The organism is Streptomyces sp. NPDC001970 (assembly GCF_053594115.1).
In genome coordinates, this window is the sequence record NZ_JBSFDW010000001.1 from 1 (window position 1) to 25,507 (window position 25,507).

Consider the following 25,507-nt stretch of genomic DNA (forward strand, 5'->3'; position numbering starts at 1 on the left):
CATCGACCGGACCACCTACAAGGCCACCATCAGCATCACCATGCTCACGGACACCTCTTGACACACCCGACTCCGCCCTAACTGAACGGCGTTGGCTCTAGCGGGGCAGTACGACCCAGGACTCGGTCCCATGGTGCGGAGGGCGCGCGTCGCACATGCCCCACCCCCACCCCAGTCGTCCACGACCGCGGCAAGCAGCCAGAGCGCCCGGCGGCGGCGCTTCCGGCACACGGTTCCTGCGTCGGGATCACTGTGTGAGGGGTGCTGGTCCCACACGACGAGGCGGAGTACGTCGTCGCGATGGCGAAGGGAAACGTATAGGTCCTCATCGGGGGTCAACCTCGCTGCCGCGCAGATCAGTTCGGTGACTGCATGCGTGGCGGGGAGAGCGTACGGGGCGAGGCGGTGTGCGTTCAGTGCAGAGGTGATCGCATTCCGTGCGATGCCCGCGCTGCGGGGCTCCGCCACGAGTGCGGTCGGCCCACTCGGTTCACATTCCAGGGGTTCTTCAGACCACCGACCACGCCCTCGCCGTCTTCCGAGTCGTGATCCCGCCGCTGCCCGAACACGAAGTCGCCCTCCGGCTGGCCCACCGTGTCGAACGGCAGCAGGTCCTCGAGGGTGACAGCCCACAGGAGTACGTCGGCGTCATACACGAAGCGGCGCTGCGGATGCAGTTCGGTGGCCGCAAGGTGGCACGCACCCAGCTCGAGCAGCTGATTACGCTGTCCGAGCGCGAGCACATCACGCTACGAGTCATCCCGTTCGAGGCCGGGGCGTTCCCTGGCGCCGGCCAGACTGTCAACTACGCCGAGGGCCCGGTCCTCAACTGGACACGGTCCAGATCGACAGTTCACACGGTCCTGAATTGCTGTACGGCGACGCTCAGTTGGCAAAGTATCGTGCGCACATGGACTGGATGGAACGGATCGCGCTCGCGCCCCAAGCATCGCGGGACTTCATTCACGACATCGCGCGTCGTCTCTGAGGAGGGGCTCCATGCCCGACGTCACATGGGAAGAGCCGTTCTGCGGGGAAGGGGCCAGCTGCTACCGGCTCGGCACCGACGACGACGGCAACAGCTACATAGCCGTCTTCGGCCAGGAGGATCGATACCTCACCGACAGCCGCGAGGCCCTGCGGAACCTGATCCGCGACATCAAGGCCGGCAAGGCGGACCACCTGCTCTGAGCCTTGGCTCCACGGGATCCCGGCCGGAGCCGATGCCGATTGCTACATGATTTGCTACTCTCGCTTCATGGACACTCCCCCGGAGTACGGCCCGGACGAGGGCCCGGCCCAGAAAGTCAGCGTTTCCATGCCCGCTGGTCGGATCGCGGCCGTGAAGGCGCGCGTCGGAGCACGAGGCTTCTCGGCCTATGTCAGTGCGGCCGTCGAGCGGCAGATACAGCGTGACCTGCTGGAAGAGCTATTGCAGGCGAGCGAGGAAGAGGTCGGCCCGATTCCTCAGGCCATGCAGGACCGCGCCGCTGAGGCCATCCGCGCGGCCGAGGCTCTCGCAGCGTCGGAGAACGACGGCGACACCGACCAGGGGGACGACACATGGCACGGCCGCGTGGCCAGCTGAGCCACGGGATCCTGCTGCTCGACGGTGAGGGCTTGTCGAAGGCTGTGAACGCCGACCCACAAGTCACTGCTTTCGTCAGAGCGGCTCAGGCCAAGGACATGCTGGTTGCGGTGAGCGACCTGACGCTCATCGAGGCATGGCACACCAGTGTTCGGATGGAGCGATTCCGCTGGTACGTGTCGCGCCTCGAAGTCATTCCGGTCACCGAAGCTCTCACCTGGAGCGCGATCGACCTGTTGCGCAACGCGAACCTGCATGGGCACAAGTACGCCATCGACGCCGTTGTTGCTGCCACGGCATTGAGCTATAGCGGGCCACGCATCATTCTGACTTCGGCTGTCGACGACATGATGAAGCTCTGCGGTAACAGAGTGCACATCGAGGGCGTCTGAGCAGAGGCACAGGCAGAGGCCGGGCCACAGGAGTTGTGGCCCGGCCCGATGTCTGCACGGCGTCAGTTCGTGCCGCGCGGGAAGGAGACCTCCACGCGACGGTTCTTCTTGCGGCCTTCCTCGGTGTTGTTGTCGGCAATGGGGTACTGCTCGCCATAGCCCCGGATCTCGTATGTGATGCCCGAGCCCAGTTGCTGAGACAACACCTTGTGCACCGCATCCGCGCGCTGCTTGGACAGCACATCGCCGTGGGCGGAAGAACCGAGGTTGTCCGTGAAGCCGAAGATGCGGACTTCCTTCGGGTTCTGCTTCTTGATCTCATCCGCGATGGCTGTGATGCGGGCATTGGCCGCGCTGCTCAACTTGGCGCTGTCCTTACCGAAGAGCACTTCGGCCTGGAGAGCGAACTTGACGTCCGAATTGCTGTCCTCACGGGTCTCCTCGCCAGCCTCGTCGCCGACGACCGTCTTGATCTCAAGGACCTTCGGCGGAGCAAGCGTGGCTCCGTCCACCATCTGGAGATCAGGATCGTTCGCGTCGATCTTTTCGATCGCTACTGAGGACGCGGACGGTCGAGGATTGTCGTCGGCCAGAGCCAGAGGGGCCGTGACCACCGACAGCGCGAGGACCAATGAGCCGATCACCGCCGTCCGTCCGCGGCGCAGGTTGGTTCCAGTGCGCATGCCGTCACTCACCCGTGATCTTGAGAGTGCTGGCCGCGAAGGTCGGCATCTCGAAGTCGACCTCGGTCGTACTCTCCGGAGGCGCCGGGAACTGCATGAAGACCGGAGTGGTGGAACCGGCCTTCAGAACGGGGATGCCGGTGGTCGCCAGGGGTCGGTTTTCGGTGTCGCGCAGGATGTAGTAGCGCTTCTTCTCCGACTTGTCCACCAGCGTGGCGCCAGCCATCGAGCTGCCACCGGCACCCTTCTTGATGTCCAGCTCGGGACCTGTCCACATCTTGGTGCCGTAGAAGTCCTTGTCGCCGGCATTCTTGACGTGGCCCTTCACAGTGACGAAGCCACCGGAATCACGTACGACGGAGGTCACTTCAAGAGTGATCTCGTCCTGACCTTTGATGGTCGCGATCACCGTCTCGGATTCCTGCGGCTTGTTGCCCTGCTCCTGCTGCTCCGAACCGCCCTTGCCGGGGGACTCGGACTGAGTACCGGCGTCGTCGCCAGCCTTGTCGTCCCCTCCGCCGCAAGCCGCCAATGTGAAGGTCAGGGCCACAGCCGCCGTGACGGCCGCCGCCGCCCGCACCGGCGAGAACTTCCGCATGCTCATCTCTACAGTTCCTCTGATAGTTGTTCGATCGGGTCAGTCGGCATCGACGAGACGGACAGTGAAAAGGTCCGCTACGTCCGGGAAAAAGTCGAGGTTCTCCGGGTCGATCGGCATGTCTTTGCCGTTGCAGGTCAGCAGTCCGGGGAAGTCTGGCTTGTCGTTCCCCCGACCCTCGTCGGCATCTTCGCCATCGTCCGGTTTCGGCTTCTCCTCGAAGGTGCATCGCGGCTCGATGATGGCCCTGGCCCGGGCTGTCCCCTTCTTGTTCTCAGTTCCGGGGATCACCGAATCACCCACGGCGTCAACCGTTTCGACTTCTACAGTGAATCCGTCGCGGTAACCGTAGTAACGGTCACACAGGAGCACGTTCGAATCGTTCTCCGCCGCGAAGCGGCTTGCCTCGGCACACGACTGGCCGTATCCGAAGCCCCGGCCCTCGATGAGGTCCTTCCAGTTGGCCGGGTTGAGGAGCGATGCGAGGAGATCCCGCCCGATCTGGTCCCGTGCCTCCTGGGCGGCTGCCAGCGCGGCGGCGTCGGCGGCACCCTGGGCGTCGGATCGCTTGTCCGCGGCCTTACCGACCACGAAATAGCCGAACGCGAGGAAGAGCAGGCTCGCCACCACCGTGATGTAGATGGGGAGAGCCTGCCCTGCCTCGCGACGCTTCCGTGCCATAGAGTCGATCATCAGCCGCCGGCGGTGCCCACGACTTCCTGGATCTTCTGGCCGATCGTGTCGCCGATGTCCGTCATGCCGGCCACGACCGCGATGATCGCGATGACCGCCACCAGCATGCCGATGTACTCGACCGCGGTCTGGCCCTTGTCGCTCTTGACGTTGAGGCGAGCCTGCAGGTACGCGACGGTGGTGTTCGCCCAGTTGCTCATGATGTTCCCCTCCGGGTCCGGCCGACCGCTTGCCGGCCGACTCGTAAGTCTCTGTGGCGCCTTCCGCGGTTCCGGCTTCCTCCTGGCCGGTGCCGCTTTCGACACGAGAAACGTACGCCCGATCGGGGGGCCCGGAAGAGGGTCCCAGGGCCCAATCCAAGGCCCAAAGCGAAGGTTGGGCCTCCCGTTCCGCGACGTGGGCCCGAAGACCCACACGCTCCATCCCCCGTTCACGCATGGCCGGCTGTCCCCCTTCGGTCGTCGCCGCCGCGGCCGCGGGCCGTGCCGAGCCAGACGGCGATCGCCTCGCTGCGGCTGGCACTGTGCAGCTTGGCGAAGATGCGGTTGATGTGGTTCTTGACGGTCTTCTCGCTGATGAAGCAGGTGGCGGCGATCTGCTGATTGGTCATGCCTGCCGCGATCAGGTCCATCACCTCCACCTCCCTGGAACTCAGGCCGAACTCTTCCTTGGACCTTGCGGGTTGTGCCGATACTGCCGATGCCGGGTGCATGCGGGGATCCCGCTGCACACCCATAGACTGTGGCACATTCGGTTGCACTTGCGAAGTGCCGGGCGGCGCCTGCAACGGATTCGAGACATAAGCGCCGCCGGGAGCACCGGTATTGGCTGGTTGTGACTGTTCGTTCTGCGGGTACCCACCATGTGCAGTTGCACCAATGGGTGGCACTGGCGGAAATTGTCCCGACCCGGCACCCCCGCCCGGCCCCGGGCCCACCTGAGGCACCGCGCCGGTGAAGGCCTGCCCGAGGCCCTCAGGCAGCGGCTGGGCCTCATTGGGCGCGGGACCGCCGCGCATATGGGCCAGCAGGGCGTTCGCCGCCGAGGCGGTGAAGTGCGGGCGGCCCTCCTTGATGTCCCGCACGGCACTCACGAGCTGGTCCGCCGTGAACTCGCCGTGCACCAGGTAGCCGCCCGCGCCCAGGCGCAGCGCCTCCTGCACGATCGCGTTCTCGCGGCTGTACGTCAGCATCATCACGGGTGCGATGCGCACGAGGTGCGGGAGGGCGGAGATGCCGTCGACGCCGGGCATGCGTACGTCGAGGAGTACGACGTCCGGCCGGTGCTGCTGGGCGGCTTCGTAGGCCTGGCGGCCGTCAGCCGCCTCCGCGACGACCGTGATGTCGTCGCGGCCTGACAGCAGGACCTGAAGACCTGCTCGGACGACGGGGTTGTCGTCCGCGACGACGACCCGCAGGGGGGTCGGTGCGGCTGGGGTGGGGAGGGCTGGGAATCCTCCGGATGCCGCTGTCGGCGGAAGGAGCGGAACCCGAGCTGGGGTGTGCTCGGAGCGGATCGGTGTGCTGTGCGACGACGTGTGCTGGGACACGTGTGACGAGGGCGCGTGATGCTGCCCTGAGGTGTAGGAGATGTCGTCCGACATCGTGCGGCCTCCTCTCGGGTGTAGGGGACGTGCGTGGGTGGGGGGATCAGCCGGCGAGCGGTGGAGCGTGCTGGCTCTGCGGACCGGCGGGTGGTAGCGCGTTGACGGGGATCTCGAGGCGTACTTCGGTGCCCTTGGCGGCGCGGCCGCGCCCGATGCGGATGCGGGCCCCGATCCCGGCGGCGCGCTCGACCATGCCGACCAGACCGAAGTGGCCGGCCCGCTTGAGCTCGTCGAGCGTGGTACCGGGGGGCAGCCCCGCGCCGTCGTCGTAGACGCTGATGCGGAGCGCGCCGTCGACCACGCCCACCGCGACATCCACATAGCTCGGGTGGGCATGACGGTGGGCGTTCTCCATCGCCTCGGAGGCGATGGTCAGCAGCTGACGGGCGACGGCGTGCGGGACTTCGGGGACAGCGCCGTCCCCGAGGATGCGCCAGGCAGCACGCAGGCCGGTCTTCCTGGCGAAGTCATCGGTACGGGCGCCCAGTTCCCTGACGACGTCGACACCGGTGGACCCGAGGTCGCTCTGGCGTCGCAGATCGGAGAGCAGTTCGCGCGATTCCGCCGCCGCGCGTCGCGCGGAGCGGGCGACGAGTTCCGCCTGGTGCCTGACGGTGAGCGGGTCCATGCGGTCGGCGGACGAGGCCAGTCCGTCCGCGGCCATGGCGACGCCGTGCAGGGTCTTGGCGACGGAGTCGTGCATCTCCCGTGCCAGCCGGGCGCGTTCGCCCTCCACCGCCTCGTTCACCGCGAGCCGGGAGCGCACTTCGCTCAGTGCCTGGGTGGCCGTACCGAAGCGGAGCATCATTCCGCGCAGGCTCACGCCGACCGCGCCGACGATGGCGCACAGGCCCGGCAGCAGGCTGGAGTCGGCCAGGGAGGCCTCGAGCTGCTCGTTCGCGCCGTACGCGATGGCCACGAAAAGCACGGTGAGGGCGGCGAAGAAGCCCGCGCCCCGCCAGCCGTAGACGAGTCCGGCGAGCAGCGGCGTGCAGATGGTGACGTAACTCAGCGGGCTTGCCGGTGTGGCGGTCAGCAGGAGCAGCGCCCCGAAGAAGAGGTCGATGCCGAGCAGCGACGGGTGCTTGAGCAGCGCGGGCCCGAACCGTTCCCAGTCGCGGAACAGCAGATACGACCCCATGAACGTGACCAGGATGGCGAACCCGACGATCCAGGTCGGCCAGCCCTTCTCCAGCCGGTGGAGCGCAAAGGGCGACGCGAGAGCGATCATGGCGAGCCTGAACCCGAACACCTGTCGGCACATCGCTTGCAGGGCGCTCAGCTGGATCTTGAGCGCGGGCTCCGCGTCCGACACCGATCCGGCCGGTCCGCCGAGAAGACTGCTCCCACCCGTCACGACCAGTGCCGAGGCGTCCGTGGACGCCCGGTGTATCGCCATGCTCCTCTCTCCTTCCCCCGTCGGAGCCATCAGCCGATACTCAGGCCGGAGCCCAGGAACATGCCGACACCGATGAGCAGGATGGTGGCCGGCACCATCACCATGGTCACGATGCCGGTCGCCTGCGGGACCGCCTTGGCAGCCTTGCGACGGGCATTCTGCGCGTCCGTCCTGCGCATGTCATTGGCGATGGCGATGAGAGTGTCGACGATCGGCGCACCGAGCTCCTCGCCCTGCTGCAGCGCAGTCACGAACTGGGCCACCTGGTCGGACGAATTGCGCTTGCGGAGCTGTTCGAACGCATCGCGCCGGCTCACCCCCATGTCCATCTGACGGAGAGTGATCTTGAGTTCGTCGGCCCACGGTCCCTGGTACTTCTCCGCCACACGGTCGAGGGCCTGCCGGAAGCCGAGTCCGGCGGAGACGACGACGGCGAGGACGTCGAGGAAGTCGGGGAGCGTGCGCTCGATGGCCGCCTTGCGCTCCCGCATGGCCGACCAGATGCCGATCTCGATCCACCAGATGCCGAAGGCCACGAACATGAGGGCCAGGATCGGGTGCCCGTTGGTCAGCATGGCGAGTCCGCCGAGCGCCCCCACGAAGGCATAGACGGCGCGCCGGGCGGCGTACCGGTCGACGGTGAGTCCGCCCGGGTTACCGGCCATGTCGAGTTTCACACGCAGCTTGTTGACCTGCTTGGGCCCCATCATGCGCAGTACCGCTGGCGCATAGCGCATGCCGAGGCGGTCGATTCCACCGCCGACGGCGCTGGTGCGGCTGGAGCCCACTTCAAGGGCGATGGCGAGGTCGCCGGGGAGTTTCGCGTCGGCGCGGTACAGCTTGATGCCGTAGAAGACACCCGCGGTGCACAGGCCGGCGCCGAGTGCGAGCAGCAGTTCCATCAGCGGAGCCCTCTCAGATCTGGATCTTGGCGAGGCGGCGGACGAGGAAGAACCCGAAGCCGTACAGCGCCAGGGACATGAGGACCGCGACCTGCCCGAAGGCGGAGGCGGTGATCTTGTCGAGGGCACCCGGGTACAGGTTGTCGATGAAGAGCAGGCAGCCGAGGCCCATGCCCGGGACGATGTAGGCGGTCATCGTCACCTGGGACAGCTGGGTACGGACCTCACGCCGGGTCTCCTTGCGCTCCTCCAGCGTCTCGGTGAGGTTGCGCAGGGAGCTGACGATCGTTCCACCTGAGCGGTTGGACAGGACGAGGGTGGTGACCAGCACGACGAGCTCCCGGGAGGGCAGCCGGTCCGACAGCTCGCCGAGAGCGTCGTCGATGGAGTGCCCCACGGCCAGGGCGTTGGCGACCTTCCCCAGCTCCTCACCGGCCGGCTCCTCGAGCTCCTCGGCGGCCATGGCGAGCGCCATCCGCAGGGCCAGGCCGGCCTGGGTGGCGTTGGCGAGAATGCGGGAGAGCTCGGGGAGCTGGTTGATGAAGCGCTCGATGCGCTTCTGACGCTGCCAGTTGAGGAACGCGAACGCCGACCACAGGGCGACCAGTGCGGCGATCGGCCCGAAGAAGGGGGCGAGCATGGCACTGGCCAGCAGCCAGAATCCCGCGATGGCCGCGAGCATGTAGACGAAGAACTCGCCGGGCGTCAGGTCGAGACCCGTGGATGCGAGCCTGTTGTCGACCTTCTTGCCGAAACTGGTCCCCTTCAGCCGCCGATCGACGCCCTGGAAACGTCGGCGCCGCCCCACGGCAGGCACCTGCTGGGTCGACGACAGCCGGTGTACGAGCGCTTCGCGCTGCGCCTTGCCCGATACGTACGTATGAAGGCCCGCGGTCGCGAGCACGCAGAACAGCAGCGTGGCCCCGATGGTCAGCTGCGCGAGGTTATCCATTCCAGGCTTCCTACTTGCTACTTGGCTTCTCGGGTGGCGAGCTGGTCTTCGGACTGTGCGACGCCGAAGGCCTGCGGGATGGGCTGGCTGGCCATGTAGAGGCGGTCCGCGATGCGGCGCGGGAGCGGGTAGTACTCGAACTGGCCGTAGATCTTTCCGTCGGCGGCCATCGGCTGGGCGAGGAACCGGCAGACAGAGACGATCTTGAAGGGTTCGCGGCCGTGCGAGTCGAGGATCGCGATCTCGGTGATCCGGCGAGATCCGTCGGCGTGCCGGGTGAGCTGGACGATCACGTCGAGGGCGCTGTTGATCTGGTCCTGCAGCGCGGTGAAAGGGACCTCCACCTCCGACATCGAGGCGAGTGTCTGCAGACGCATGAGTGCGTCCTCGGCGTTGTTGGCGTGGACCGTGGCGAGCGACCCGTCGTGACCGGTCGACATTGCCTGGAGCATGTCAAGCGTTTCGCCGCCACGAACCTCACCGACGATGATGCGGTCGGGGCGCATACGCAGGGAGTTGCGGACCAGGTCGCGGATGGTGATCTGACCCTTGCCCTCGACGTTGGGCGGACGGGTCTCCAGCCGGATCACATGGGACTGCTGGAGCTGGAGCTCGGCGGAGTCCTCGATGGTGATGATGCGTTCGCCCTCCGGGATCAACCCCGAGAGCGCGTTCAGCAGCGTGGTCTTTCCCGTACCGGTGGCGCCGGAGACGATGATGTTCATCTTGGCCTGTACGAGGCCGGACAACAGGTGGAGCATGTGCTCGTCCAGCGAGCCGAGTCCGATCATCTCGCGCAGGGTGAAGGCACGCGGGAAGCGACGGATGGTGAGCGTCGCACCGGTCAGCGACAACGGCGGAATGATCACGTTGACACGCTCGCCGCTGGGGAGCCGGGCGTCGACCATGGGATTCGCTTCGTCCACACGACGGTTGACCGTGGAGACGATGCGCTCGATGGTCTGCATGAGCTGTTCGTTGGACGCGAAGCGCATCGGGAGAAGCTCGACCCGACCGCCGCGCTCTACGAAGATCTGGTCCGGCCCGTTCACCATGATTTCGGAGACGGAGGCGTCTTCCAGCAAGGGTTCGAGGATGCCGAGGCCGAGTGCCTCGTCGACGACCCGGCGGATGAGCTGGGCACGCTCGACCGTGGAGAGAACAGGCCCCTCGCGGCTGATGATGTGGCCGAGGACGCGCTCCAGTCGCACCCTGCGCTCGGCCGCGGCAAGGGCGGACATCTCCGCAAGGTCGATCTCCTGGAGAAGCTTCGCCCGGTAGGTGGCGACGAGATGGCCGTCCTCACGGCTCCCGCCGTTCTCCTCGGGGGCGCCCCTGCGCTCCAGAAGACTCATTGTCCACAACTCCCTGCTGTACTTGACTGTTCGACCGGGGCGGCGCCCCGGTCAGTCGCGCGGCATCGTGGCCGACCGCTCGACCGGGTCGAAATCAAGGCCGGGGACGATCGACGGGATGTCGACCCTCGCGGTTGCCTTCACCTCGTCGTACGCGTCACCACCGCCCATACGGATAGCCGTGCCGCCGCGGATCCAGTCACTGACCGCCGCCTTGCCGGCCGCCACGGGGTCACCCGCGTTGTCGTGAGAAGCGATACGGGCCGCGGTACGGGACGCCGTACCGGCCTGCTGGATGGCGTAGGCCGCCATCCCGAGCTGGATCACCACGAGCCCGATCAGGATCAGGAAGGGCAGGAACCCGATGAACTCGACAGCGGTCTGTCCGCGATCCCTGGTGTGCCTGGTGGCTTCGGCCATCGGTCAGCCCTCCTGCGGCGAACTGGCTTCGCCGGTCACCGAGAACGGAAAGTCGATAAAGCCGGGAAGCAGCACCGGGACCGGGACCTCGACGGACGCACGCACCGACTGGTGCGCCTCGTCCAGATCGCAGTCGGCAGCGAACCTGAAGTCGTTGTCCGCGAGACCAAGCCGGGCGCCCTCGTTGCATTCGGCTGTCCAGCTCTGGTCACCCTGCATGACCGCGACTTCGTGGGCCGCCCTGTCCGCGGCGTTGGCGGCGAGCGTGTACGTGTAGCCGTAGAGAACGGCCTGCCACAGCATCACGCACGTCCCCAGAATGATCGGCAGCATGCCGACGAACTCGACCGCCGTCTGCCCCCGGTCCCGTTCGCGATGCCGCACACCGAGCCGCCGTCCGATGACGGCGGCGGCGAGCACGTCGAGCCTTCCGGTTCTCATCCCCCTGTGCCCCTCTTCCCGTCTCTGGATGTGTCGCCTCGCGACCGTCGCCCGAAGGAGAGTGACCCCCGGTCGTTCGCGGGCTTCCCGCCCTTGCCTTCGTCCTCCGCCGACTTGATGAGGCCCAGCTCTCCCGCCAGAGCCCACAAAGCCTGCTTGACCGTGCTCTTCGCCTCCAGGTCCTGCATGCGGCCGGCGTCGACCACGCCCTGGAGCTCCTTGAAGTTCGACGGGACGGCGACGCGCGCCACCCGGGTGCCGGTGATCCGCTCGATGAGCGGTGGCTGGATCTCGGTGGTGCGGGTGTAGCGGTTGACGAGCGTGACGGTCTCCTCGGCCTTGCGGATCTGGAGCCGGTCCCAGAGGCGGACCATGCGCTTGGCCCCGCGGACGGCCACGACGTCCGGTGTGGTGACCAGCACTGCCGCGTCAGCCATCTCGACGGCCGTCGCATTGGCACTGTTCATCTGGGAGCCGCAGTCGATGACCACGACCTGGTACCGCTGGCGAAGAGCACTGACGACCTGGCGGGAGACGCGGTCGGTCACCTCTTCTCCCCGTTCGCCCTCGGCGGGGGCGAGCAGCAGGCCGAGACCGGTCTGGTGGTTGAAGACCGCGTCCTGAAGGACGCGGGGGGAGATGTCCTGGATACCGGCCAGGTCAACGATGGAGCGCCGGAACTGCACATCCAGGAACGAGGCAATGTCGCCGGCCTGCAGGTCCATGTCGACGAGTGCCGTGTTCTGGCCGGAGGCACGGGCGGCGAGCGCGAGCTGGACGGCGACCACCGTCGTGCCCACGCCGCCCTTGCCGCCGGCGATCGCGACGACGGTGCCGCCCGGTCCTGTGAAGACGTCGTTTCCCTGACCGAGGTGACGTCGCACGCCCACGGACCAGGCCGCCGCCGCCTGCACGCGGGTGACAAGTTCCTCGTAGCTGAGCGGGAGCCCTATCAGGCCCCGCGCGCCTGAGTCCATGGCGGCAGAGAACAGCCCCGGGCTGGCATCGGCGGTGATGAGCACGACGCCGACCGCCGGGAAGCGGAGGGCGACCTCCCTGATCACCTCGAGCGCCGGCACCGGACCGATCCGCTCGTGGACCAGCACGACCTCCGGCAGCTCGTCGATCGACTCCCCGGCCAGCCGAGCCAGGGTGTCGAGAAGCGTGGTCGAGTCACCGACGGGGCTTGCCGGCTCTGCGTCGGGGAGCTGGCTCAGCAAGGTGGTGATGGACCGCGCGGCGTCGGCGTCCCCGACTGCCGGGAGGATTCGTGTCGTCATTCAGCCCTCACTTGTTCTTGTCTTCGTCGAGGGTGTAGGTGCCGTCGCCCGGACCGAGTGTGATCGGGCTGCCCTTGGCGAGCAGGGCCAGCCGGACGTGCTCGGCGAAGGACTCGGCGTAGGCGAGGCGCTGCGCGTCCTTCGTGTTCAGCGCGAAAGTGATGGGAACAGCCTTGGCGGGCTGGGCACCGCGGTCGTCGCCCCTCGGCTCCAGAGCGGTGAGCTTGCCGACGTCGATGACCTTGGCGTTGGAGACGATGATCCGGGACTGGTCCTTCCCGCCCTCGTTCTGTCCGCCGAAGGTGGCGAAGATGTTGACCAGCGCTCCAGGAGTGATCTTGCCCGCCACACCCGTGGCGGCGTCGATCATGATGGCGATCTCCTGCTCGTCATTGGCGAGAGCCGGCTTCTTGATGAACATGTCGTCCTGGAGCAGCGACCCCTTCTTGAGCTGTGTCACTGCGATCTTGCCGTCGACCACCGACAAGTCGGTGACGGCGTTCCCCGACAGCCACCGCTTGGGCATCTGGATCTTCTCGAACTGTCCTGCGTCCAGCGGCGTATAGGGGGCAACGTCGGACTTGAACTGGTACGCCGTGACCTCCGGCCCCACCTTCGAGTTCACGTCGCTGATGACGGACAGGACACCGGCGAACACACCGAAGGCGCAGAGGACCGACAGGAGCAGGAGTATGACACCGCGGCGCTGACGTGAATTCATGAGCGGAAGACCCTCGTTCAGGAACGTGGACGGAGTGGACGGAGATCAGGACTGTGCACGTGTCTGGGCTGCGGCGACCGGTCCGGAGAGTGCTGCTGCCGGGAGCGATGCCGGCCGTCGGCTACGAGCCGTGCTGCATGGAGGCCCCTTGGTTCAGGACACCTGGGGCGTGTGTTTGGTTCTCGGGAGGTGCGAGGGGAGCCGAGCAGAACCCGCAGCGATCACCGATGAGTTCGATTCCGCACCAGGAGCAGACCTCTCGCCGAACAGACGAAACCAGCTGGTAGAGAACGGAGATGTCCGGCAGGAAGGCGGCGAATTCGACCACCTTGGCCGTGCCCCACCACTTGGGCGAGTCACCCGGCAGCGCCGACTCCTGCACGCCCTGGACCCGCCACCCCGGCGCCAGGGTCGAGGTCACCCAGTCCGTCTGCAGCTGCCCCTTCGCAACCAACAGCTGGGTGGCGAACTCCGGACCGACCAGCTCCCCACCCCCGATCTTGATCAGTTGCGGGTTGGGGGTGGCCAGCACCCCGAACTGCGACCCTGGAACCCATGACTTGGCATGGGACTTGAGACTTACCGGCACCCGGTCGAGCCTCGTGACCGAGTTCAGCACTGCACCCGCGTAGATGTAGTGAGAGAGCAGGCGCGCCGCGGAGGCGACCACTCCGGCGCCGAAGTCGCAGATGGAAAGCTGGCGCAACTGACGGACGAGTACGGCGACTCCCAGCGGCGGGAGATCCAGCTTGAGGAGGGCTATACGGCTGCTTTCCAACACCGATCTGACGGTGTGCAGGCGGCGTTCATGTGCAGCCGTGATGGAGGCGGGATAGAGCGCGATGACGTAGCCGTGCTGCTCCAGCAGTACGGCCATGTCGGCCAGGGCCGCGTCGAGCGGCTGGTCTCCGGGCGCATGCAACAGTGCAGCGGTCGGCGTTTGATGATCCGTCGGTGGTAGCACCAGGTCAGCGCTGGTGACAGCGATTGCGGTCGGCACAGGTTCCCCGTTCAGCTCCGGCCGCCGGCGTCCCGGCGACCGCAGTTCCCTCCTGCTCAATGCTTCTGCCTCAGCACCTTATCCACGTCTTACGAGGCAGAGAACAGGTTTCAGGCCCCAGTGCGGTAACCCACACGCAATGCTCACCGGCGAATCCGGGCCGCACCGAAGGTTGTTTACTTCTGTACCACCTGGGCGACTTACCCTGCCGCGATTCCGCTTGACTTTCACCTCGACCCATTTCGCCAGCACAGAGCACTGACGCCACATCAAGATCGAATTCCGGTCCCCTCGCCGAAGGGTTTCCATTCAACACCCATTGATCCTGGGAGGGTTGGAATGACCGAATTGAGAGGTGCCCTTGCGTCGCCGGCGGGCCCAATCAACGGCCTGGGCCCGAAATGGGGTCCCCGGGCCCACGCCCATCCTTCCCGCCGCTGCGTAATCTCCGATTCCGGTCACGGCGGACACACGGCCTCAGGGGGGCGTCGGCATGGATGAGTTGGACGAGGAAGAGCGGATTCCACCCGCTGAGAGACAGCGACGGACCAACGGTCGGACCGGACTCCACTTCGACGACAAGGGGGTCACGGCCACCGAGTACATCGGGATGCTCGTGGTCGTCGTTGCGGTCATCGGCGCCGTCAGCGTCACTGGAGTCGGCCAGCTCATCGGTGACAAGATCAAGTGCGTGATCACCGGCGGATCCTGCGGCTCGGACAACGGCACCCAGGAGCGGGCCCGCCCCAAGACCGACGCCGACTACGAGCCTCCGCTCTGCCAGATCTCGTCCATCAGCGACAAGGCCGGAGCCAAGGGGAAGCTGCTCTTCATCGAGTGGGGCGAGGAGTACGGCTTCCAACAGCAGACCTTCCAGGCCAAGTCCGACATCAACAAGGACGGCAAGGTCGACGAGAACGACCAGCAGGTCTTCATGACCTTCACCGACGCCGCCTCGATCGCAGCCAAGAAGGACTGGAAGCCTGGCGCCAAAGTCGGGAAGTTCGGTTCCGACAAGGTCGAGCTGGGTGCGGGGATCAAGGTCACCAACGGGGACACCTGGGTCTTCGACAGCGAAGCGGACGCCAAGGCGTTCCGCGACGACATCGAGATGCTCAAGACGTACGAGCTGACCAACCGGCACGCCAACGCCCGGGGCGGCGGCCTCGGGAACAGCATCCTCTATCTCTTCGGCAAGGGCCCCATGGCCGAGGAGGAGAAGCTGCGCAACCGCATCGAGGAGAAGCTCGGCAACCGTCACATCAGCTACGGCAAGGTCGGCCTCGAGGTGAGCGCGGCAGCCGGTCTCAAGCTGTCCGCCGCGGACGAGAAGAAGCTGAGTGCCACACTCGGCGGCAACTTCAAGTTCTCACCCGAGGGGACCTGGACCGACAACAACTACAAGGGCACCAAGTCGTACACGTACAGCGCCTCGATCGAGTACGGGTCCAAGGTCGGATATGAAGCTGGAGTGATCAGCGGTGAGTCGTCCGCGTCGACCACCCGGACAGGCACCATCACCGTGACGCACGACAAGAAGACCGGCGAGCTCCTGCGGATCGACATGACCAGCACCGTCGAGAAGGGCGCCACCAAGGACGGCGTGAAGGTCGGCGGCGACAACGGCAAGGACAAGGACGACAAGCGCGGCGGCAATGCAAGCGCCAAGGGCAGCGACCAGGAGACCGGGATCGAGGTCGTGACCAACTCCGTGGTCATCCCGCCGGGCGCCGAAGGGGCGAAACAGCGCGCGATTGCTCAGGAGTGGCTGGACGGGAAGGGGAAGTACGGCATGCCTTTCACCTACATGTTCGACGATCACGCCCCCACGAAGCGTCCGGGCAACGACGACACGTTCGGTCAGCTGCTCTTCGACGAGGGGCTGTCGAGCCGGACGACGTACACGGGCAAGACCGAGGCGGCGGAGTACGGCTTCGAGCTGAACCTGGGTCTGAGCCTCGGATTCTCGGTCTCGACCGAGAAGAAGGAGGAAGTCCTCAACGACGCGGAATTCCTCGGAGCGCCACGAGGAGACGGCCGCGATTACGTCCCGTACAGCTACTGTGCGAACTGATCCCGGGACAGGAGCACACACGCCATGAGCAGCACGAAGAAGACGACCGGGTGGCTGGTCGCGGCCACGGCCCTGCTGGCCACCACGGCGTGCGGGTCGGACTCGACCGCAGGAACGACGCCCGAGGGCTGGGGGACGCTGAAGACCCCCTCCGTCACCGTCGCCCACCCGCCGGCGTTCAAGGAGCAGGGCGACGCCGAGCGCAACAAGTTCAACGCCGCTGCGGCCACGCTGATCGAGGGCGGCAAGACGGTCGGCATCATCACCGTCCAGCTCGGCTTCACGAACGCCGACTCGGCCGAGGAGGCGGCGATCGGCGCCGAGGCCGGTGTCGCGCTCGGATCCACGCTCAAGGGACAGGAAGAGATCCAGGTCGCGGGCCCGAACGGCACGCAGGAGGCCCGCCGGATCGACTTCGAGTTCACGGAGAAGGGCGACCGGGTCAAGGGTGTGATCGTCACGGGCCTGGACGCGGAAAAGAAGGCGTACGCGGTGCGCATCGATGCCGTCAAGGGCCGGCTCGACGACGGAGATCTGAAAAGGATCATCGACTCGGTCACGGTCCTCAAGGCCGCGAACGGCTAGGGCGGCGTGCATGGATGTCCCGGGCGGCGACTACATCTTCTTCTGCGGCATGATCGCGCTTTTCGGCTGGCTGACGGTGAAGTACGCCCGCCGCCTGGTCACCGTGGTGCGCTCGATACGGCGGGGCGAGCGCGCAGAAGGCGCATGCGTGCGGGTCGAGAGAGAGCCGGGCAACAGCTCGGACGCATACCGGCACTTCTTCGCCTTCCGCACTCGTGAAGGCAAGGAGGTCGAGTTCGAGGACCTGGCGAGCTGGTCGATGCGGACCGGTACACGGGTCATGGTGGCGTACGACCCGGTCGCCCCCGGGCGCACCGCCACGATCGCGGGGCGCGGCAGTTGGTCCCCGGTGATCCAGTGCCTGGCGCTGGTGGCCGGGTGCGGGATGGCGACCGCCGGGTTCGCGGCGGTGTTCCTGTTCACAGTGATCTGAGCAGTTCGACTGGAGGCGAGTGACCATGACGAGGTACGGCTACCCGGGGGCGTCCGCCCATCGGGACGAGGGACGCGGAGCGGCGGTGTTCGCGCTCGTACGCGCCTGGGCGGCCGGCATTGTCGTCCTGCTCCTCACCGAATACGTCCAGGCTACGGTGGTGTACGACTATCTGGCGACGAAGTCGCAGCTGGAGACCTTCGGGGGGCGGCTGCTGCTGATCCATCTCCCGAACGCCCTGTGCATCGGGCTGGCGACATGGGCCGCGGGTCGCGTTCACCGGGACCCGTACCGGCACTCCCCGCCCCAGCATCTGACGGCGGCGCTCACCGTGCCGCTGGCGGCGCAGCTGCTGAACATGGCGCTGCAGTGGGACGCCCTGGCGGCCGAGGGGCTACTCATGTCCAACGCGGTGCTGGCGGTCGGGTGCGTCGCGGGGTACGCGGCGGACAGACTGCAGGAGGACGCCTGAGCGGAACGGGGGTCTGCTCAGTCGGGGCCCGGTCCTGTCGAGGACCGGGCCCTTTTGTATACGACCCTGCGCCACAGGTCTTGACAACCCGATTGGTCTGGACCAACTTGTACGCCCAGCGGTGGCCACCGTTCCTTCCCGTACCTCCTCCTCCCCAACTCCCCCACCGGAGGCAGCAAGTGGACCGCACGAACCTCAGGGAACCCACCACCCGCACCCGCAGATGGCTCGGCGGAGTCCTGGCACTGGCCCTGGGCGCCGGGCTCGGGCTCGCAGGCGGGGCCGGGACCGCGCAGGCGGCCGATGTGAACAACGCGAAGAACGCGGGGTTCGAGTCCGGGCTCGCGAACTGGACGTGCACCGGCGGGAGCGGGGCGCTCGTGTCGTCGCCCGTGCACGGTGGGGCCGCCGCGCTCAAGGGGACGCCTGCCGGGCAGGACCACGCGAAGTGTTCGCAGACCGTGTCCGTGAAGCCCGACTCGACGTACAGCCTGAGTGCTTGGGTGCAGGGCTCGTACGTGTATCTCGGGGCGAGCGGGACCGGGACGACCGATGTGTCGACGTGGACCCCCGGGAACACCGGGTGGCAGCAGCTCAGCACCAGCTTCACGACCGGCGCGAGCACGACCTCGGTGACCGTGTACACGCACGGGTGGTACGGGCAGGCCGCCTACTACGCCGACGACATCTCGGTGTTCGGGCCCGACGGGGGCGGCGGCGGTGACCCCGACCCGGTCGTGCCGCCCGCTCCGGGCGGGCTGGCCGTCGGATCGGTGACCTCGTCGTCCGTCGCGCTGAGCTGGAACGGGGCCTCCGGGGCGACCGGGTACAACGTCTACCGCAACGGCACCAAGGTGCAGTCCGTGAGCGGGACTTCGGCGACCGTGACGGGGCTGGCCGCGTCGACCTCGTACCAGTTCCAGGTGAGCGCGACCAACGCGGCCGGCGAGTCGGCGAAGTCCGCCGCGGTGACCGCGACGACGTCCGGTGGCGGCAACCCCGGAAACCCCGCCGTGCCGAGGCACGTGCTGACCGGCTACTGGCAGAACTTCAACAACGGCGCCACCGTGCAGAAGCTGCGTGACGTCCAGTCGCAGTACGACATCATCGCCGTGTCCTTCGCCGACTCGACCGCGACGCCCGGTGAGATCACCTTCACCCTCGACCCGGCGGTCGGCTACGGCTCGGTCGACGAGTTCAAGAGCGACATCAGCGCCAAGAAGAGCGCAGGCAAGTCGGTGATCCTGTCGGTCGGCGGCGAGCGCGGCAACGTCACGATCAACAGCGACGCGTCCGCGACCGCCTTCGCCAACAGCGCGTACGCGCTCATGCAGAGCCACGGCTTCAGCGGCATCGACATCGACCTCGAGCACGGGATCAACTCCACCTATCTGACGAAGGCGCTCCGGCAGCTCTCGCAGAAGGCGGGCTCCTCGCTCGTGCTGACGATGGCGCCGCAGACCCTCGACATGCAGAACACCGGCACCGAGTACTTCAAGACCGCCCTCGCCGTGAAGGACATCCTCACGGTCGTCAACATGCAGTACTACAACAGCGGTTCGATGCTCGGCTGCGACGGCAAGGTCTACTCGCAGGGTTCGGTCGACTTCCTCACCGCGCTCGCCTGCATCCAGCTCGAGGGCGGCCTCGACCCGTCCCAGGTCGGCCTCGGCGTCCCGGCCTCCACGCGGGGCGCGGGCAGCGGTTACGTCGACCCGCAGATCGTGAAGAACGCGCTCGACTGCCTCACCCGGGGCACGAACTGCGGCTCCTTCAGGCCCTCGCGCACGTACCCGAGCCTGCGCGGCGCGATGACCTGGTCCACGAACTGGGACGCCACCGCCGGGAACGCCTGGTCCAACGCGGTGGGGCCGCACGTGCACAACCTGCCGTAGCGGCAGCCAGGTCCCCCGTCGAACCGCCCACCGGCCCGCTAGTACGCCGGTGGGCGGTTCGCCAGGTAGTGGTGGAGCACGGGACCGAGCCCGGCGAGCCACTGCTGCAGGACGGCCTGCTTGCGGGCGGCGATCCGGCACTCGTAGAGCATGCCGCCGGGATGCGCGACAGCGACCATGAGGACGGTCCCGAAGGGCGCCGGGGCGAAGTGGACGGTGCTGATCACCGCCCAGGGGAACTCCAGGGTGTGGCCCTGGATCTCCAGGGCCACACCCGACTCGTCGACGATGACCGAGTTGTGGCGGTCGTGCGCGACGAACTCCGGGCCGGCCGGCGGGAACGGCTGTACCTGCTGTACCTGCTGTGGCGGCGGGCCGTACCCGGGCTGTACCGGGATCGGAGGGCCGAAACCCGGAGGCGGCGGGGGCGGGGACGGTGGTGCGCCCTGGGGGTGGTGCCGGTCCGGGTAGCCGCCATAGGTCATGTACGTAAGTATGACCGGAGCCGGGCCCCTACCAGGGCAGTTCCCGCACCTGTTGCACGCACAGCACGACGAACAGCAGCCCTGCCGCGGCCAGCATGCCGTTGCTCACCCAGCCGTTGCGCCACTCGCTCGGCGTTCGGGACGAGTTGAGCAGCCAGATCAGGGTCAGCGCCAGGAACGGCATGAAGAAGGCGCCGAGTACGCCGTACGCGATCACGAGGCCGAAGGGCTGGTCCAGCCAGAGCAGGCCCATGGGCGGGAACGTCAGCCACAGCATGTACGCGCGGAACGGCCAGGAACGCTCGCGGCGACCCTTGGCCACCTCCTCGACCGCGTTCTCGTCGATGCCCTTGCGCGTGCGCACGATGCGCTCGGTGAAGTCGGCGAAGAGAAGGCTCACCCCGTGCCAGACGCCGACGAGCGCGGAGAACGAGGTGGCGCAGAAGCCCACGAGGAAGAGCTTGGCGGTGAAGACGCCGAAGCGGTCCTCCAGGACGTTGCTCAGTTCGAGCAGGCCCTTGTCGCCGCCGGCCAGCGCGATGTTCGAGGCGTGCAGCAGCTCGGCGCCGATGATGAGCATGGCGACGACGAAGACACCGGTCGTGAGGTAGGCGACCCGGTTGTCCAGGCGCATCATCTTCATCCAGGACGCGTCGGTCCAGCCCTTGGAGTTGATCCAGTACCCGTACGCCGCCATGGTGATCGTGCCGCCGACACCGCCGATGAGGCCCAGGGTGTAGAAGAACGAACCGTCCGGGAGGACGGGTACGAGGCCGGCGAGCGCGGCCGGCAGGTCGGGGGCCACGCGGGCGGCGACGTACACGACGATCAGGAACTTGATGCCGATGAGGACCGTCATCAGCTTCTCGAAGCGTGCGTAGCGGTTGAACCAGACCAGGGCGAGGCCGATCAGGCCGGCGGCGATCGCGAAGGTCTTGAGGCCGCCGGGTGTGTCCGGGAAGAGCGCGGCCAGCGGCAGCGCGGTCGACGACATGGCCGTGGCGCCGTAGATGAAGCCCCAGACGACGACGTAGATGCCGAAGTAGACGGAGGTCCACGACCCGAGGCTGCGCCAGCCGTCGAACATGGTGCGTCCGGTGGCCAGGTGCCAGCGGCCGGTGGCCTCGGCGAGGGAGATCTTGACGAGGCAGCCGATGACCGCGGCCCACAGGAGGGTGTAGCCGAACTTGCTGCCCGCGATCAGCGTCGCGACGAGGTCACCGGCGCCGACGCCGGTCGCGGCGACGACGATGCCCGGCCCGATGAACCGCCAGCTCGCCTTGCGGGGCGGAGAGATTATCGCCCGGTTGTCCGATGCTGCGTCTTCTTCCGTCGTGTCTGCCATGGTTGAGGCCGCCTTTCCGCTCATCATCGAACTCGTGGCCGAAGCGTGCTCTTGACCGGAGCATGCCACACGCCCACCATGTGCCCACCCGCATCAACAAGCACGCCGTACATGTCGCACTGAGCCACCCCCACACTCCCTACCCAGGAGATCGCATGCGACTTCGCACACGCGGCAGCGGCGGAAGGTCCGTCACTCGGTCCGCCGCCCTCGCGACCCTGCTCGCCCTGGCCGTGGCGGCCCCGTTCACGGCAACCGCCGCGCCCGCCCCCGACCCCGACCGCATCCGCGCCACCGTCACCGACGCCGGGACCGCAGCCGCAGCCGAGGCCGAGGAGGAGATCCGTCAGTACGAGATCCACGGTCCGTCGACCGTCGCCGAGCGCACCGCCGTCGCCGCGACCGGTGTCTCGATCGACGAGGCCGACGACCACGCGATCGTCGTCAGCGCCAACGCCGCCCAGGCGAGACGCCTCCGAGCACTCGGCCACGTACTCGAACCCCTGCCCGCACCGCCCGACCGCAAGGCGGCGGGCGCCGCAGCCCAGCCGTTCGACTTCCCCTCCGCCGATGCGCGATACCACAACTACGCGGAGATGACCGCGGAGATCGACCAGCGCATCGCCGCCCACCCGAACATCATGAACAAGCGGGTGATCGGCAAGTCCTACCAGGGCCGCGACATCGTCGCCATCAAGATCAGCGACAACGTCGGCACGGACGAGAACGAGCCGGAGGTCCTCTTCACCCACCACCAGCACGCCCGCGAGCACCTCACCGTCGAGATGGCGCTCTATCTGCTGCGCGAGCTCGGCGACGACTACGGAACGGACTCGCGCGTCACGAACGCCGTCAACGGCCGCGAGATCTGGATCGTGCCGGACCTCAACCCGGACGGCGGCGAGTACGACATCGCCACCGGCTCCTACCGCAGCTGGCGCAAGAACCGGCAGCCCAACGCGGGCTCGTCGTACGTCGGCACCGACATGAACCGCAACTGGAACTTCAAGTGGGGCTGCTGCGGCGGCTCCTCCGGTTCCACCAGCTCCGCGACCTACCGCGGCTCCGCCCCCGAGTCCGCGCCCGAGGTGAAGGTCGTCGCCGACTTCGTGCGCTCCCGGGTCGTCGGCGGAAAGCAGCAGATCAAGACCGGGATCGACTTCCACACGTACAGCGAGCTGGTGCTCTGGCCGTACGGCTACACCACGGCCGACACCGCCCCCGGCTTGACCCAGGACGACCGCAACGCCTTCGCCACCGTCGGCGGCAAGATGGCCGCGAGCAACGGCTACACGGCCGAGCAGGCGAGCGACCTGTACATCACGGACGGGTCGATCGACGACTGGCTGTGGGGCAACCAGAAGATCTTCGCGTACACCTTCGAGATGTACCCGACGGGCACCGGCGGTGGCGGTTTCTACCCGCCCGACGAGGTGATCGAGCGCGAGACGAGCCGCAACCGCGACGCGGTGCTGCAGCTGCTGGAGAACTCGGACTGCATGTACCGGTCGATCGGCAAGGAGGCGCAGTACTGCACCGGCTGAGCCCCCTGGGCGCAGCGTACGCACACCGTCCAACTCGATGCCACCGGCCTTTCACCGACGGCCGGCGCTCCCGGGCCGATCTGCGGGAACTCGGCCCCGTAAAAGGGCGTTGAGGGGATGACCACGGGTCCGCGGCACCTCTCACGCGGTGGTGCGGGCCCGTCGGACCGACGTGGTCCGGGTCGACAGCAAGCGCACTGCGCAACAGTCAGGGAGGGTTCAGCATGGACGACATCTTCGGGGAGATCGTGGAAGAGATCGTGGAAGAGGCGGCCGAAGAGGTCGGTGGCGAGATCGCCGAGGACGTCGTCGAAGGACTCTTCGACTGACCAGGCATCCGGTGGGTGCGACGACGGCCGGACCGCCGCCCGCGCGGCCCGGCCGGGCGTCGACTGCGGTACTGCCGACGCGTATGTCGGGGTGATCCGCGCCGGACCGGCCTGACGGCCGAGAGGCCGAGAGGCCGAGAGGCCGAGAGGCCGAGAGGCCGAGAGGCCGAGAGGCCGAGAGGCCGAGAGGCCGCCCGGGACAGAGGTCCCGGGCGGCCCCCGTTGTCAGCAGGCGCTAGACGGCCAGGCTCAGCGCCGCCGCCACCGCGAAGCCCGCCACGGACAGGACCGACTCCAGCACCGTCCAGGACTTCAGGGTGTCCCGCTCCGAGATGCCGAAGTACTTCGCCACGATCCAGAAGCCTCCGTCGTTGACGTGCGAGGCGAAGATCGAGCCCGCCGAGATCGCCATGATGACCAGGGCGAGGAACGCCTGCGAGTGGTCGCCGCCCTCCACGAGCGGCAGGACGATGCCCGCGGTCGTCACGATCGCGACGGTCGCCGAGCCCTGGGCGACGCGCAGGACGAGGGAGATCAGATAGGCGAGGACGATGACCGGGAGGCCGACGTCGTTGAAGGTGTCGGAGAGGGCCTGGGCGACGCCGCTCGCCTTGAGGATCGCTCCGAAGACGCCGCCCGCGCCGACGACGAGCAGGATGTTGCCGACCGGCTTCAGGGACTGCGTCGACACCGACTCCAGGGACTTGCGGGACCAGCCGCGGCGGATGCCCAGCAGGTAGTACGCCATGAACAGGGCGATCGTCAGGGCGACGAAGGGGCTGCCGAAGAACTCGATGACCGAGCGCAGGGTGGACTCGTCCAGCGCGATGGAGGAGAACGTCGCGGCGAGGATGAGCACCAGCGGCGTCCCGATGATGGTGAGGACGGTCGCCAGGGAGACCGGGGACTCCTGAGGCGCGCGGCCCGCGGCGGCCTGTTCGGCGGCGACGGCGGCCTTGGCGTCCTCCGCGGCCTCGACCATGTCCTCCGGTACGGGGACGAAGAGACGCCTGCCGATCCAGGCGGCGTAGACCCAGGCGACGAGGACGGCCGGGATGCCGACGACGATGCCCATGAGGATGACCCAGCCGAGCGAGACGTGCAGCAGGCCGGCCGCGGCAACCGGGCCGGGGTGCGGCGGGAGGAAGGCGTGGGTCATCGACAGGCCCGCGAGGAGCGGCATCGCGTACAGCAGGATCGACTTGCCGGACCGCTTGGCGGCGGCGTACACGATCGGCGCGAGGACGAAGATGCCGACGTCGAAGAAGACCGGGATGCCGAAGATGAGGCCGGTGAGGCCCATGGCCAGCGGGGCGCGCTTCTCGCCGAAGAGGCCGAGCAGACGGTAGCTCAGGACCTCGGCGCCGCCGGACACTTCGAGGATCGCGCCGAGCATCGTGCCGAGGCCGATGATGATCGCGACATGGCCGAGGATGCCGCCCATGCCGGACTCGATGACCGATACGGCGGCGGACTTCTGGACCGTGCCGAAGAGTTCCGTGACGGACAGGCCGGCGGCGAGGCCGACGGCTATGGAGACGGCGAGGAGCGCGACGAACGGCTGCACCCTGACCTTGATGATCAGGAGGAGGAGGAGCGCGATGCCGAGGGCGGCGACGGTCAGCAGTCCCGCGGTACCGGGTATGAGATGGAGCAGTCCGCCTGTGTGGGGCGTGGGTGGTGGAGGTGCGTCGGCGGCGAGCAGCATGGCAGGAGACCTCGTTTTGGGTAGGGGGGAGCGCGGCACGGCGCCGTAGCGGTGGGCGCCGTGCCGTGAGGCGTGTGCTTCAGCGAGATCAGCTCAGGGATCGGCTCACGGGGTCAGCCGGTCGGCCGGTCAGCGGGCCGGCAGGTCGGCGGGCCAGCAGATCGGCCGGTCAGCGGGCCAGCAGGTCGGCGGGTCAGCCGAGGACCGCCAGGGCGTCGATCTCGATGAGGAGGCCGGCGGGGAGACCGACGTAGACCGTCGTCCGGGCGGCGGGGGCCTCCTTGAGACCCTGCTCCTCGAAGTAGGCGTTGTAGATCTCGTTCATCTCGGCGAAGTGGCCCGTGTCCGTGAGATAGACGCGCATCATCATCACGTCGTCCCAGCTCGCGCCGCCCTCCTCCAGGACCGCCTTGACGTTGGCGAGGGTCTGGAGGGTCTGCTCGCGCAGGGTCTGACCGGCGGGGGTGGGGGCCCGGCCCTCGACGGCGGGGAGGAAGCCGACCTGGCCGGCGACCTGGAGGATGTTGCCCTTGCGGACGCCGTGGGAGAACTTGGCGGGCGGGGCGGTGTGGGTCGGGGGAGTGATCGCGGTCTTCTCGGTCATGCG

At 67.5% G+C, this 25,507-nt stretch carries 27 protein-coding genes and 1 pseudogene; 10 read left to right on the plus strand and 18 right to left on the minus strand.

The features are described 5' to 3' along the window. Positions 1-470: 470 nt before the first annotated feature. From ACWCP0_RS00005 to ACWCP0_RS00020, 4 genes and pseudogenes are all read left to right on the plus strand, one after another. Positions 471-988, plus strand: a pseudogene (locus tag ACWCP0_RS00005) (DUF5753 domain-containing protein). 11 nt (positions 989-999) lie between these two features. Next, positions 1,000-1,191 carry a hypothetical protein gene (locus ACWCP0_RS00010; RefSeq protein ID WP_451076584.1) on the plus strand — a complete coding sequence of 64 codons (192 nt, stop codon included), beginning with the start codon at positions 1,000-1,002 and terminating at the stop codon, positions 1,189-1,191. Positions 1,192-1,258: 67 nt separating this feature from the next. Then, the gene (locus tag ACWCP0_RS00015) at positions 1,259-1,588 is read left to right on the plus strand and encodes a hypothetical protein (RefSeq protein WP_451076585.1); all 330 of its coding nucleotides are present in this window, start codon (positions 1,259-1,261) and stop codon (positions 1,586-1,588) included. After that, a complete protein-coding gene (locus tag ACWCP0_RS00020) occupies positions 1,564-1,980 on the plus strand; it encodes a type II toxin-antitoxin system VapC family toxin (RefSeq protein WP_451076586.1) in 417 nt (138 codons plus the stop codon). The genes ACWCP0_RS00015 and ACWCP0_RS00020 overlap by 25 nt, the downstream gene beginning before the upstream one ends. Before the next feature lie 62 nt (positions 1,981-2,042). Here ACWCP0_RS00020 and ACWCP0_RS00025 read toward each other — a convergent pair whose 3' ends face one another. The 14 genes from ACWCP0_RS00025 to ACWCP0_RS00090 form a co-directional block, all read right to left on the minus strand. Further along, positions 2,043-2,663, minus strand: a complete 621-nt coding sequence (locus ACWCP0_RS00025) for an OmpA family protein (protein ID WP_451076587.1) — start codon at positions 2,661-2,663, stop codon at positions 2,043-2,045. Between the two features lie 4 nt (positions 2,664-2,667). Beyond that, positions 2,668-3,243, minus strand: a complete 576-nt coding sequence (locus ACWCP0_RS00030) for a hypothetical protein (RefSeq protein ID WP_451076588.1) — start codon at positions 3,241-3,243, stop codon at positions 2,668-2,670. Between the two features lie 57 nt (positions 3,244-3,300). Beyond that, on the minus strand, positions 3,301-3,942 hold the full coding sequence (locus ACWCP0_RS00035; protein ID WP_451076589.1) for a pilus assembly protein TadG-related protein: 642 nt from the start codon (positions 3,940-3,942) through the stop codon (positions 3,301-3,303). An 11-nt stretch (positions 3,943-3,953) separates the two neighbouring features. Next, a complete protein-coding gene (locus ACWCP0_RS00040) occupies positions 3,954-4,154 on the minus strand; it encodes a hypothetical protein (protein WP_451076590.1) in 201 nt (66 codons plus the stop codon). Positions 4,155-4,384: 230 nt separating this feature from the next. After that, the gene (locus ACWCP0_RS00045) at positions 4,385-5,557 is read right to left on the minus strand and encodes a response regulator (RefSeq protein WP_451076591.1); all 1,173 of its coding nucleotides are present in this window, start codon (positions 5,555-5,557) and stop codon (positions 4,385-4,387) included. A gap of 46 nt (positions 5,558-5,603) precedes the next feature. Beyond that, complete coding sequence (locus ACWCP0_RS00050; protein ID WP_451076592.1) at positions 5,604-6,959, minus strand: sensor histidine kinase; 1,356 nt, start codon at positions 6,957-6,959, stop codon at positions 5,604-5,606. Between the two features lie 29 nt (positions 6,960-6,988). Continuing rightward, positions 6,989-7,861 carry a DUF5936 domain-containing protein gene (locus tag ACWCP0_RS00055; protein WP_451076593.1) on the minus strand — a complete coding sequence of 291 codons (873 nt, stop codon included), beginning with the start codon at positions 7,859-7,861 and terminating at the stop codon, positions 6,989-6,991. Positions 7,862-7,874: 13 nt separating this feature from the next. Then, positions 7,875-8,813, minus strand: a complete 939-nt coding sequence (locus ACWCP0_RS00060; protein WP_451076594.1) for a type II secretion system F family protein — start codon at positions 8,811-8,813, stop codon at positions 7,875-7,877. 17 nt (positions 8,814-8,830) lie between these two features. Further along, positions 8,831-10,168 (minus strand): CpaF family protein, encoded by a 1,338-nt coding sequence (locus tag ACWCP0_RS00065; RefSeq protein WP_451076595.1) that lies wholly within the window; start codon positions 10,166-10,168, stop codon positions 8,831-8,833. Positions 10,169-10,219: 51 nt separating this feature from the next. Beyond that, a complete protein-coding gene (locus ACWCP0_RS00070) occupies positions 10,220-10,588 on the minus strand; it encodes a TadE/TadG family type IV pilus assembly protein (protein WP_451076596.1) in 369 nt (122 codons plus the stop codon). A 3-nt stretch (positions 10,589-10,591) separates the two neighbouring features. Continuing rightward, complete coding sequence (locus tag ACWCP0_RS00075; RefSeq protein WP_451076597.1) at positions 10,592-11,029, minus strand: TadE/TadG family type IV pilus assembly protein; 438 nt, start codon at positions 11,027-11,029, stop codon at positions 10,592-10,594. Next, positions 11,026-12,309 carry an AAA family ATPase gene (locus ACWCP0_RS00080; protein ID WP_451076598.1) on the minus strand — a complete coding sequence of 428 codons (1,284 nt, stop codon included), beginning with the start codon at positions 12,307-12,309 and terminating at the stop codon, positions 11,026-11,028. Before ACWCP0_RS00080 ends, ACWCP0_RS00075 begins: the two co-directional genes overlap by 4 nt. A 7-nt stretch (positions 12,310-12,316) precedes the next feature. After that, on the minus strand, positions 12,317-13,030 hold the full coding sequence (cpaB, locus tag ACWCP0_RS00085; RefSeq protein ID WP_451076599.1) for a Flp pilus assembly protein CpaB: 714 nt from the start codon (positions 13,028-13,030) through the stop codon (positions 12,317-12,319). A gap of 121 nt (positions 13,031-13,151) precedes the next feature. Continuing rightward, a complete protein-coding gene (locus tag ACWCP0_RS00090) occupies positions 13,152-14,030 on the minus strand; it encodes a hypothetical protein (RefSeq protein WP_451076600.1) in 879 nt (292 codons plus the stop codon). Positions 14,031-14,523: 493 nt separating this feature from the next. Between ACWCP0_RS00090 and ACWCP0_RS00095 the strand changes: the two genes are divergently transcribed. The 5 genes from ACWCP0_RS00095 (at position 14,524) to ACWCP0_RS00115 (ending at position 19,489) form a co-directional block, all read left to right on the plus strand. Next, positions 14,524-16,104: a hypothetical protein gene (locus ACWCP0_RS00095; RefSeq protein ID WP_451076601.1), complete on the plus strand. Its 1,581-nt coding sequence runs from the start codon at positions 14,524-14,526 to the stop codon at positions 16,102-16,104. Positions 16,105-16,128: 24 nt separating this feature from the next. After that, entirely contained in the window at positions 16,129-16,689 is a 561-nt protein-coding gene (locus ACWCP0_RS00100) for a hypothetical protein (protein WP_451076602.1), read from the plus strand. A gap of 10 nt (positions 16,690-16,699) precedes the next feature. Further along, on the plus strand, positions 16,700-17,122 hold the full coding sequence (locus ACWCP0_RS00105; RefSeq protein WP_451076603.1) for a DUF3592 domain-containing protein: 423 nt from the start codon (positions 16,700-16,702) through the stop codon (positions 17,120-17,122). A gap of 25 nt (positions 17,123-17,147) precedes the next feature. Continuing rightward, a complete protein-coding gene (locus ACWCP0_RS00110) occupies positions 17,148-17,594 on the plus strand; it encodes a hypothetical protein (RefSeq protein WP_451076604.1) in 447 nt (148 codons plus the stop codon). A 179-nt stretch (positions 17,595-17,773) separates the two neighbouring features. Beyond that, positions 17,774-19,489: a chitinase gene (locus tag ACWCP0_RS00115; protein WP_451076605.1), complete on the plus strand. Its 1,716-nt coding sequence runs from the start codon at positions 17,774-17,776 to the stop codon at positions 19,487-19,489. Positions 19,490-19,527: 38 nt separating this feature from the next. On the opposite strand, the gene ACWCP0_RS00120 is transcribed toward ACWCP0_RS00115, so the two are convergent. Both ACWCP0_RS00120 and ACWCP0_RS00125 read right to left on the minus strand, forming a co-directional pair. Then, positions 19,528-19,974, minus strand: a complete 447-nt coding sequence (locus tag ACWCP0_RS00120) for a hypothetical protein (protein WP_451076606.1) — start codon at positions 19,972-19,974, stop codon at positions 19,528-19,530. A gap of 28 nt (positions 19,975-20,002) precedes the next feature. Continuing rightward, positions 20,003-21,319, minus strand: coding sequence for an Nramp family divalent metal transporter (locus ACWCP0_RS00125; protein WP_451076607.1), 1,317 nt, complete (start codon positions 21,317-21,319; stop codon positions 20,003-20,005). A gap of 155 nt (positions 21,320-21,474) precedes the next feature. Between ACWCP0_RS00125 and ACWCP0_RS00130 the strand changes: the two genes are divergently transcribed. Beyond that, a complete protein-coding gene (locus ACWCP0_RS00130; RefSeq protein WP_451076608.1) occupies positions 21,475-22,863 on the plus strand; it encodes a M14 family metallopeptidase in 1,389 nt (462 codons plus the stop codon). Between the two features lie 564 nt (positions 22,864-23,427). On the opposite strand, the gene ACWCP0_RS00135 is transcribed toward ACWCP0_RS00130, so the two are convergent. Together ACWCP0_RS00135 and ACWCP0_RS00140 are read right to left on the minus strand one after the other, a co-directional pair. Continuing rightward, positions 23,428-24,900, minus strand: coding sequence for a GntP family permease (locus ACWCP0_RS00135; RefSeq protein ID WP_451076609.1), 1,473 nt, complete (start codon positions 24,898-24,900; stop codon positions 23,428-23,430). A gap of 193 nt (positions 24,901-25,093) precedes the next feature. After that, a complete protein-coding gene (locus ACWCP0_RS00140; RefSeq protein WP_451076610.1) occupies positions 25,094-25,504 on the minus strand; it encodes a RidA family protein in 411 nt (136 codons plus the stop codon). Between the last annotated feature and the right edge of the window lie 3 nt (positions 25,505-25,507).

Coding starts and splice junctions, on each gene's coding strand:
- ACWCP0_RS00130 (WP_451076608.1), top strand. CDS start 21,475: ATGCGACTTCGCACACGCGGCAGCGGCGGAAGGTCCGTCACTCGGTCC.
- cpaB (WP_451076599.1), bottom strand. CDS start 13,030: ATGAATTCACGTCAGCGCCGCGGTGTCATACTCCTGCTCCTGTCGGTC.
- ACWCP0_RS00065 (WP_451076595.1), bottom strand. CDS start 10,168: ATGAGTCTTCTGGAGCGCAGGGGCGCCCCCGAGGAGAACGGCGGGAGC.
- ACWCP0_RS00050 (WP_451076592.1), bottom strand. CDS start 6,959: ATGGCGATACACCGGGCGTCCACGGACGCCTCGGCACTGGTCGTGACG.
- ACWCP0_RS00120 (WP_451076606.1), bottom strand. CDS start 19,974: ATGACCTATGGCGGCTACCCGGACCGGCACCACCCCCAGGGCGCACCA.
- ACWCP0_RS00075 (WP_451076597.1), bottom strand. CDS start 11,029: ATGAGAACCGGAAGGCTCGACGTGCTCGCCGCCGCCGTCATCGGACGG.
- ACWCP0_RS00140 (WP_451076610.1), bottom strand. CDS start 25,504: ATGACCGAGAAGACCGCGATCACTCCCCCGACCCACACCGCCCCGCCC.
- ACWCP0_RS00080 (WP_451076598.1), bottom strand. CDS start 12,309: ATGACGACACGAATCCTCCCGGCAGTCGGGGACGCCGACGCCGCGCGG.
- ACWCP0_RS00125 (WP_451076607.1), bottom strand. CDS start 21,319: ATGGCAGACACGACGGAAGAAGACGCAGCATCGGACAACCGGGCGATA.
- ACWCP0_RS00020 (WP_451076586.1), top strand. CDS start 1,564: ATGGCACGGCCGCGTGGCCAGCTGAGCCACGGGATCCTGCTGCTCGAC.
- ACWCP0_RS00010 (WP_451076584.1), top strand. CDS start 1,000: ATGCCCGACGTCACATGGGAAGAGCCGTTCTGCGGGGAAGGGGCCAGC.
- ACWCP0_RS00070 (WP_451076596.1), bottom strand. CDS start 10,588: ATGGCCGAAGCCACCAGGCACACCAGGGATCGCGGACAGACCGCTGTC.
- ACWCP0_RS00035 (WP_451076589.1), bottom strand. CDS start 3,942: ATGGCACGGAAGCGTCGCGAGGCAGGGCAGGCTCTCCCCATCTACATC.
- ACWCP0_RS00095 (WP_451076601.1), top strand. CDS start 14,524: ATGGATGAGTTGGACGAGGAAGAGCGGATTCCACCCGCTGAGAGACAG.
- ACWCP0_RS00100 (WP_451076602.1), top strand. CDS start 16,129: ATGAGCAGCACGAAGAAGACGACCGGGTGGCTGGTCGCGGCCACGGCC.
- ACWCP0_RS00040 (WP_451076590.1), bottom strand. CDS start 4,154: ATGAGCAACTGGGCGAACACCACCGTCGCGTACCTGCAGGCTCGCCTC.
- ACWCP0_RS00105 (WP_451076603.1), top strand. CDS start 16,700: ATGGATGTCCCGGGCGGCGACTACATCTTCTTCTGCGGCATGATCGCG.
- ACWCP0_RS00055 (WP_451076593.1), bottom strand. CDS start 7,861: ATGGAACTGCTGCTCGCACTCGGCGCCGGCCTGTGCACCGCGGGTGTC.
- ACWCP0_RS00045 (WP_451076591.1), bottom strand. CDS start 5,557: ATGTCGGACGACATCTCCTACACCTCAGGGCAGCATCACGCGCCCTCG.
- ACWCP0_RS00060 (WP_451076594.1), bottom strand. CDS start 8,813: ATGGATAACCTCGCGCAGCTGACCATCGGGGCCACGCTGCTGTTCTGC.
- ACWCP0_RS00015 (WP_451076585.1), top strand. CDS start 1,259: ATGGACACTCCCCCGGAGTACGGCCCGGACGAGGGCCCGGCCCAGAAA.
- ACWCP0_RS00135 (WP_451076609.1), bottom strand. CDS start 24,900: ATGCTGCTCGCCGCCGACGCACCTCCACCACCCACGCCCCACACAGGC.
- ACWCP0_RS00110 (WP_451076604.1), top strand. CDS start 17,148: ATGACGAGGTACGGCTACCCGGGGGCGTCCGCCCATCGGGACGAGGGA.
- ACWCP0_RS00025 (WP_451076587.1), bottom strand. CDS start 2,663: ATGCGCACTGGAACCAACCTGCGCCGCGGACGGACGGCGGTGATCGGC.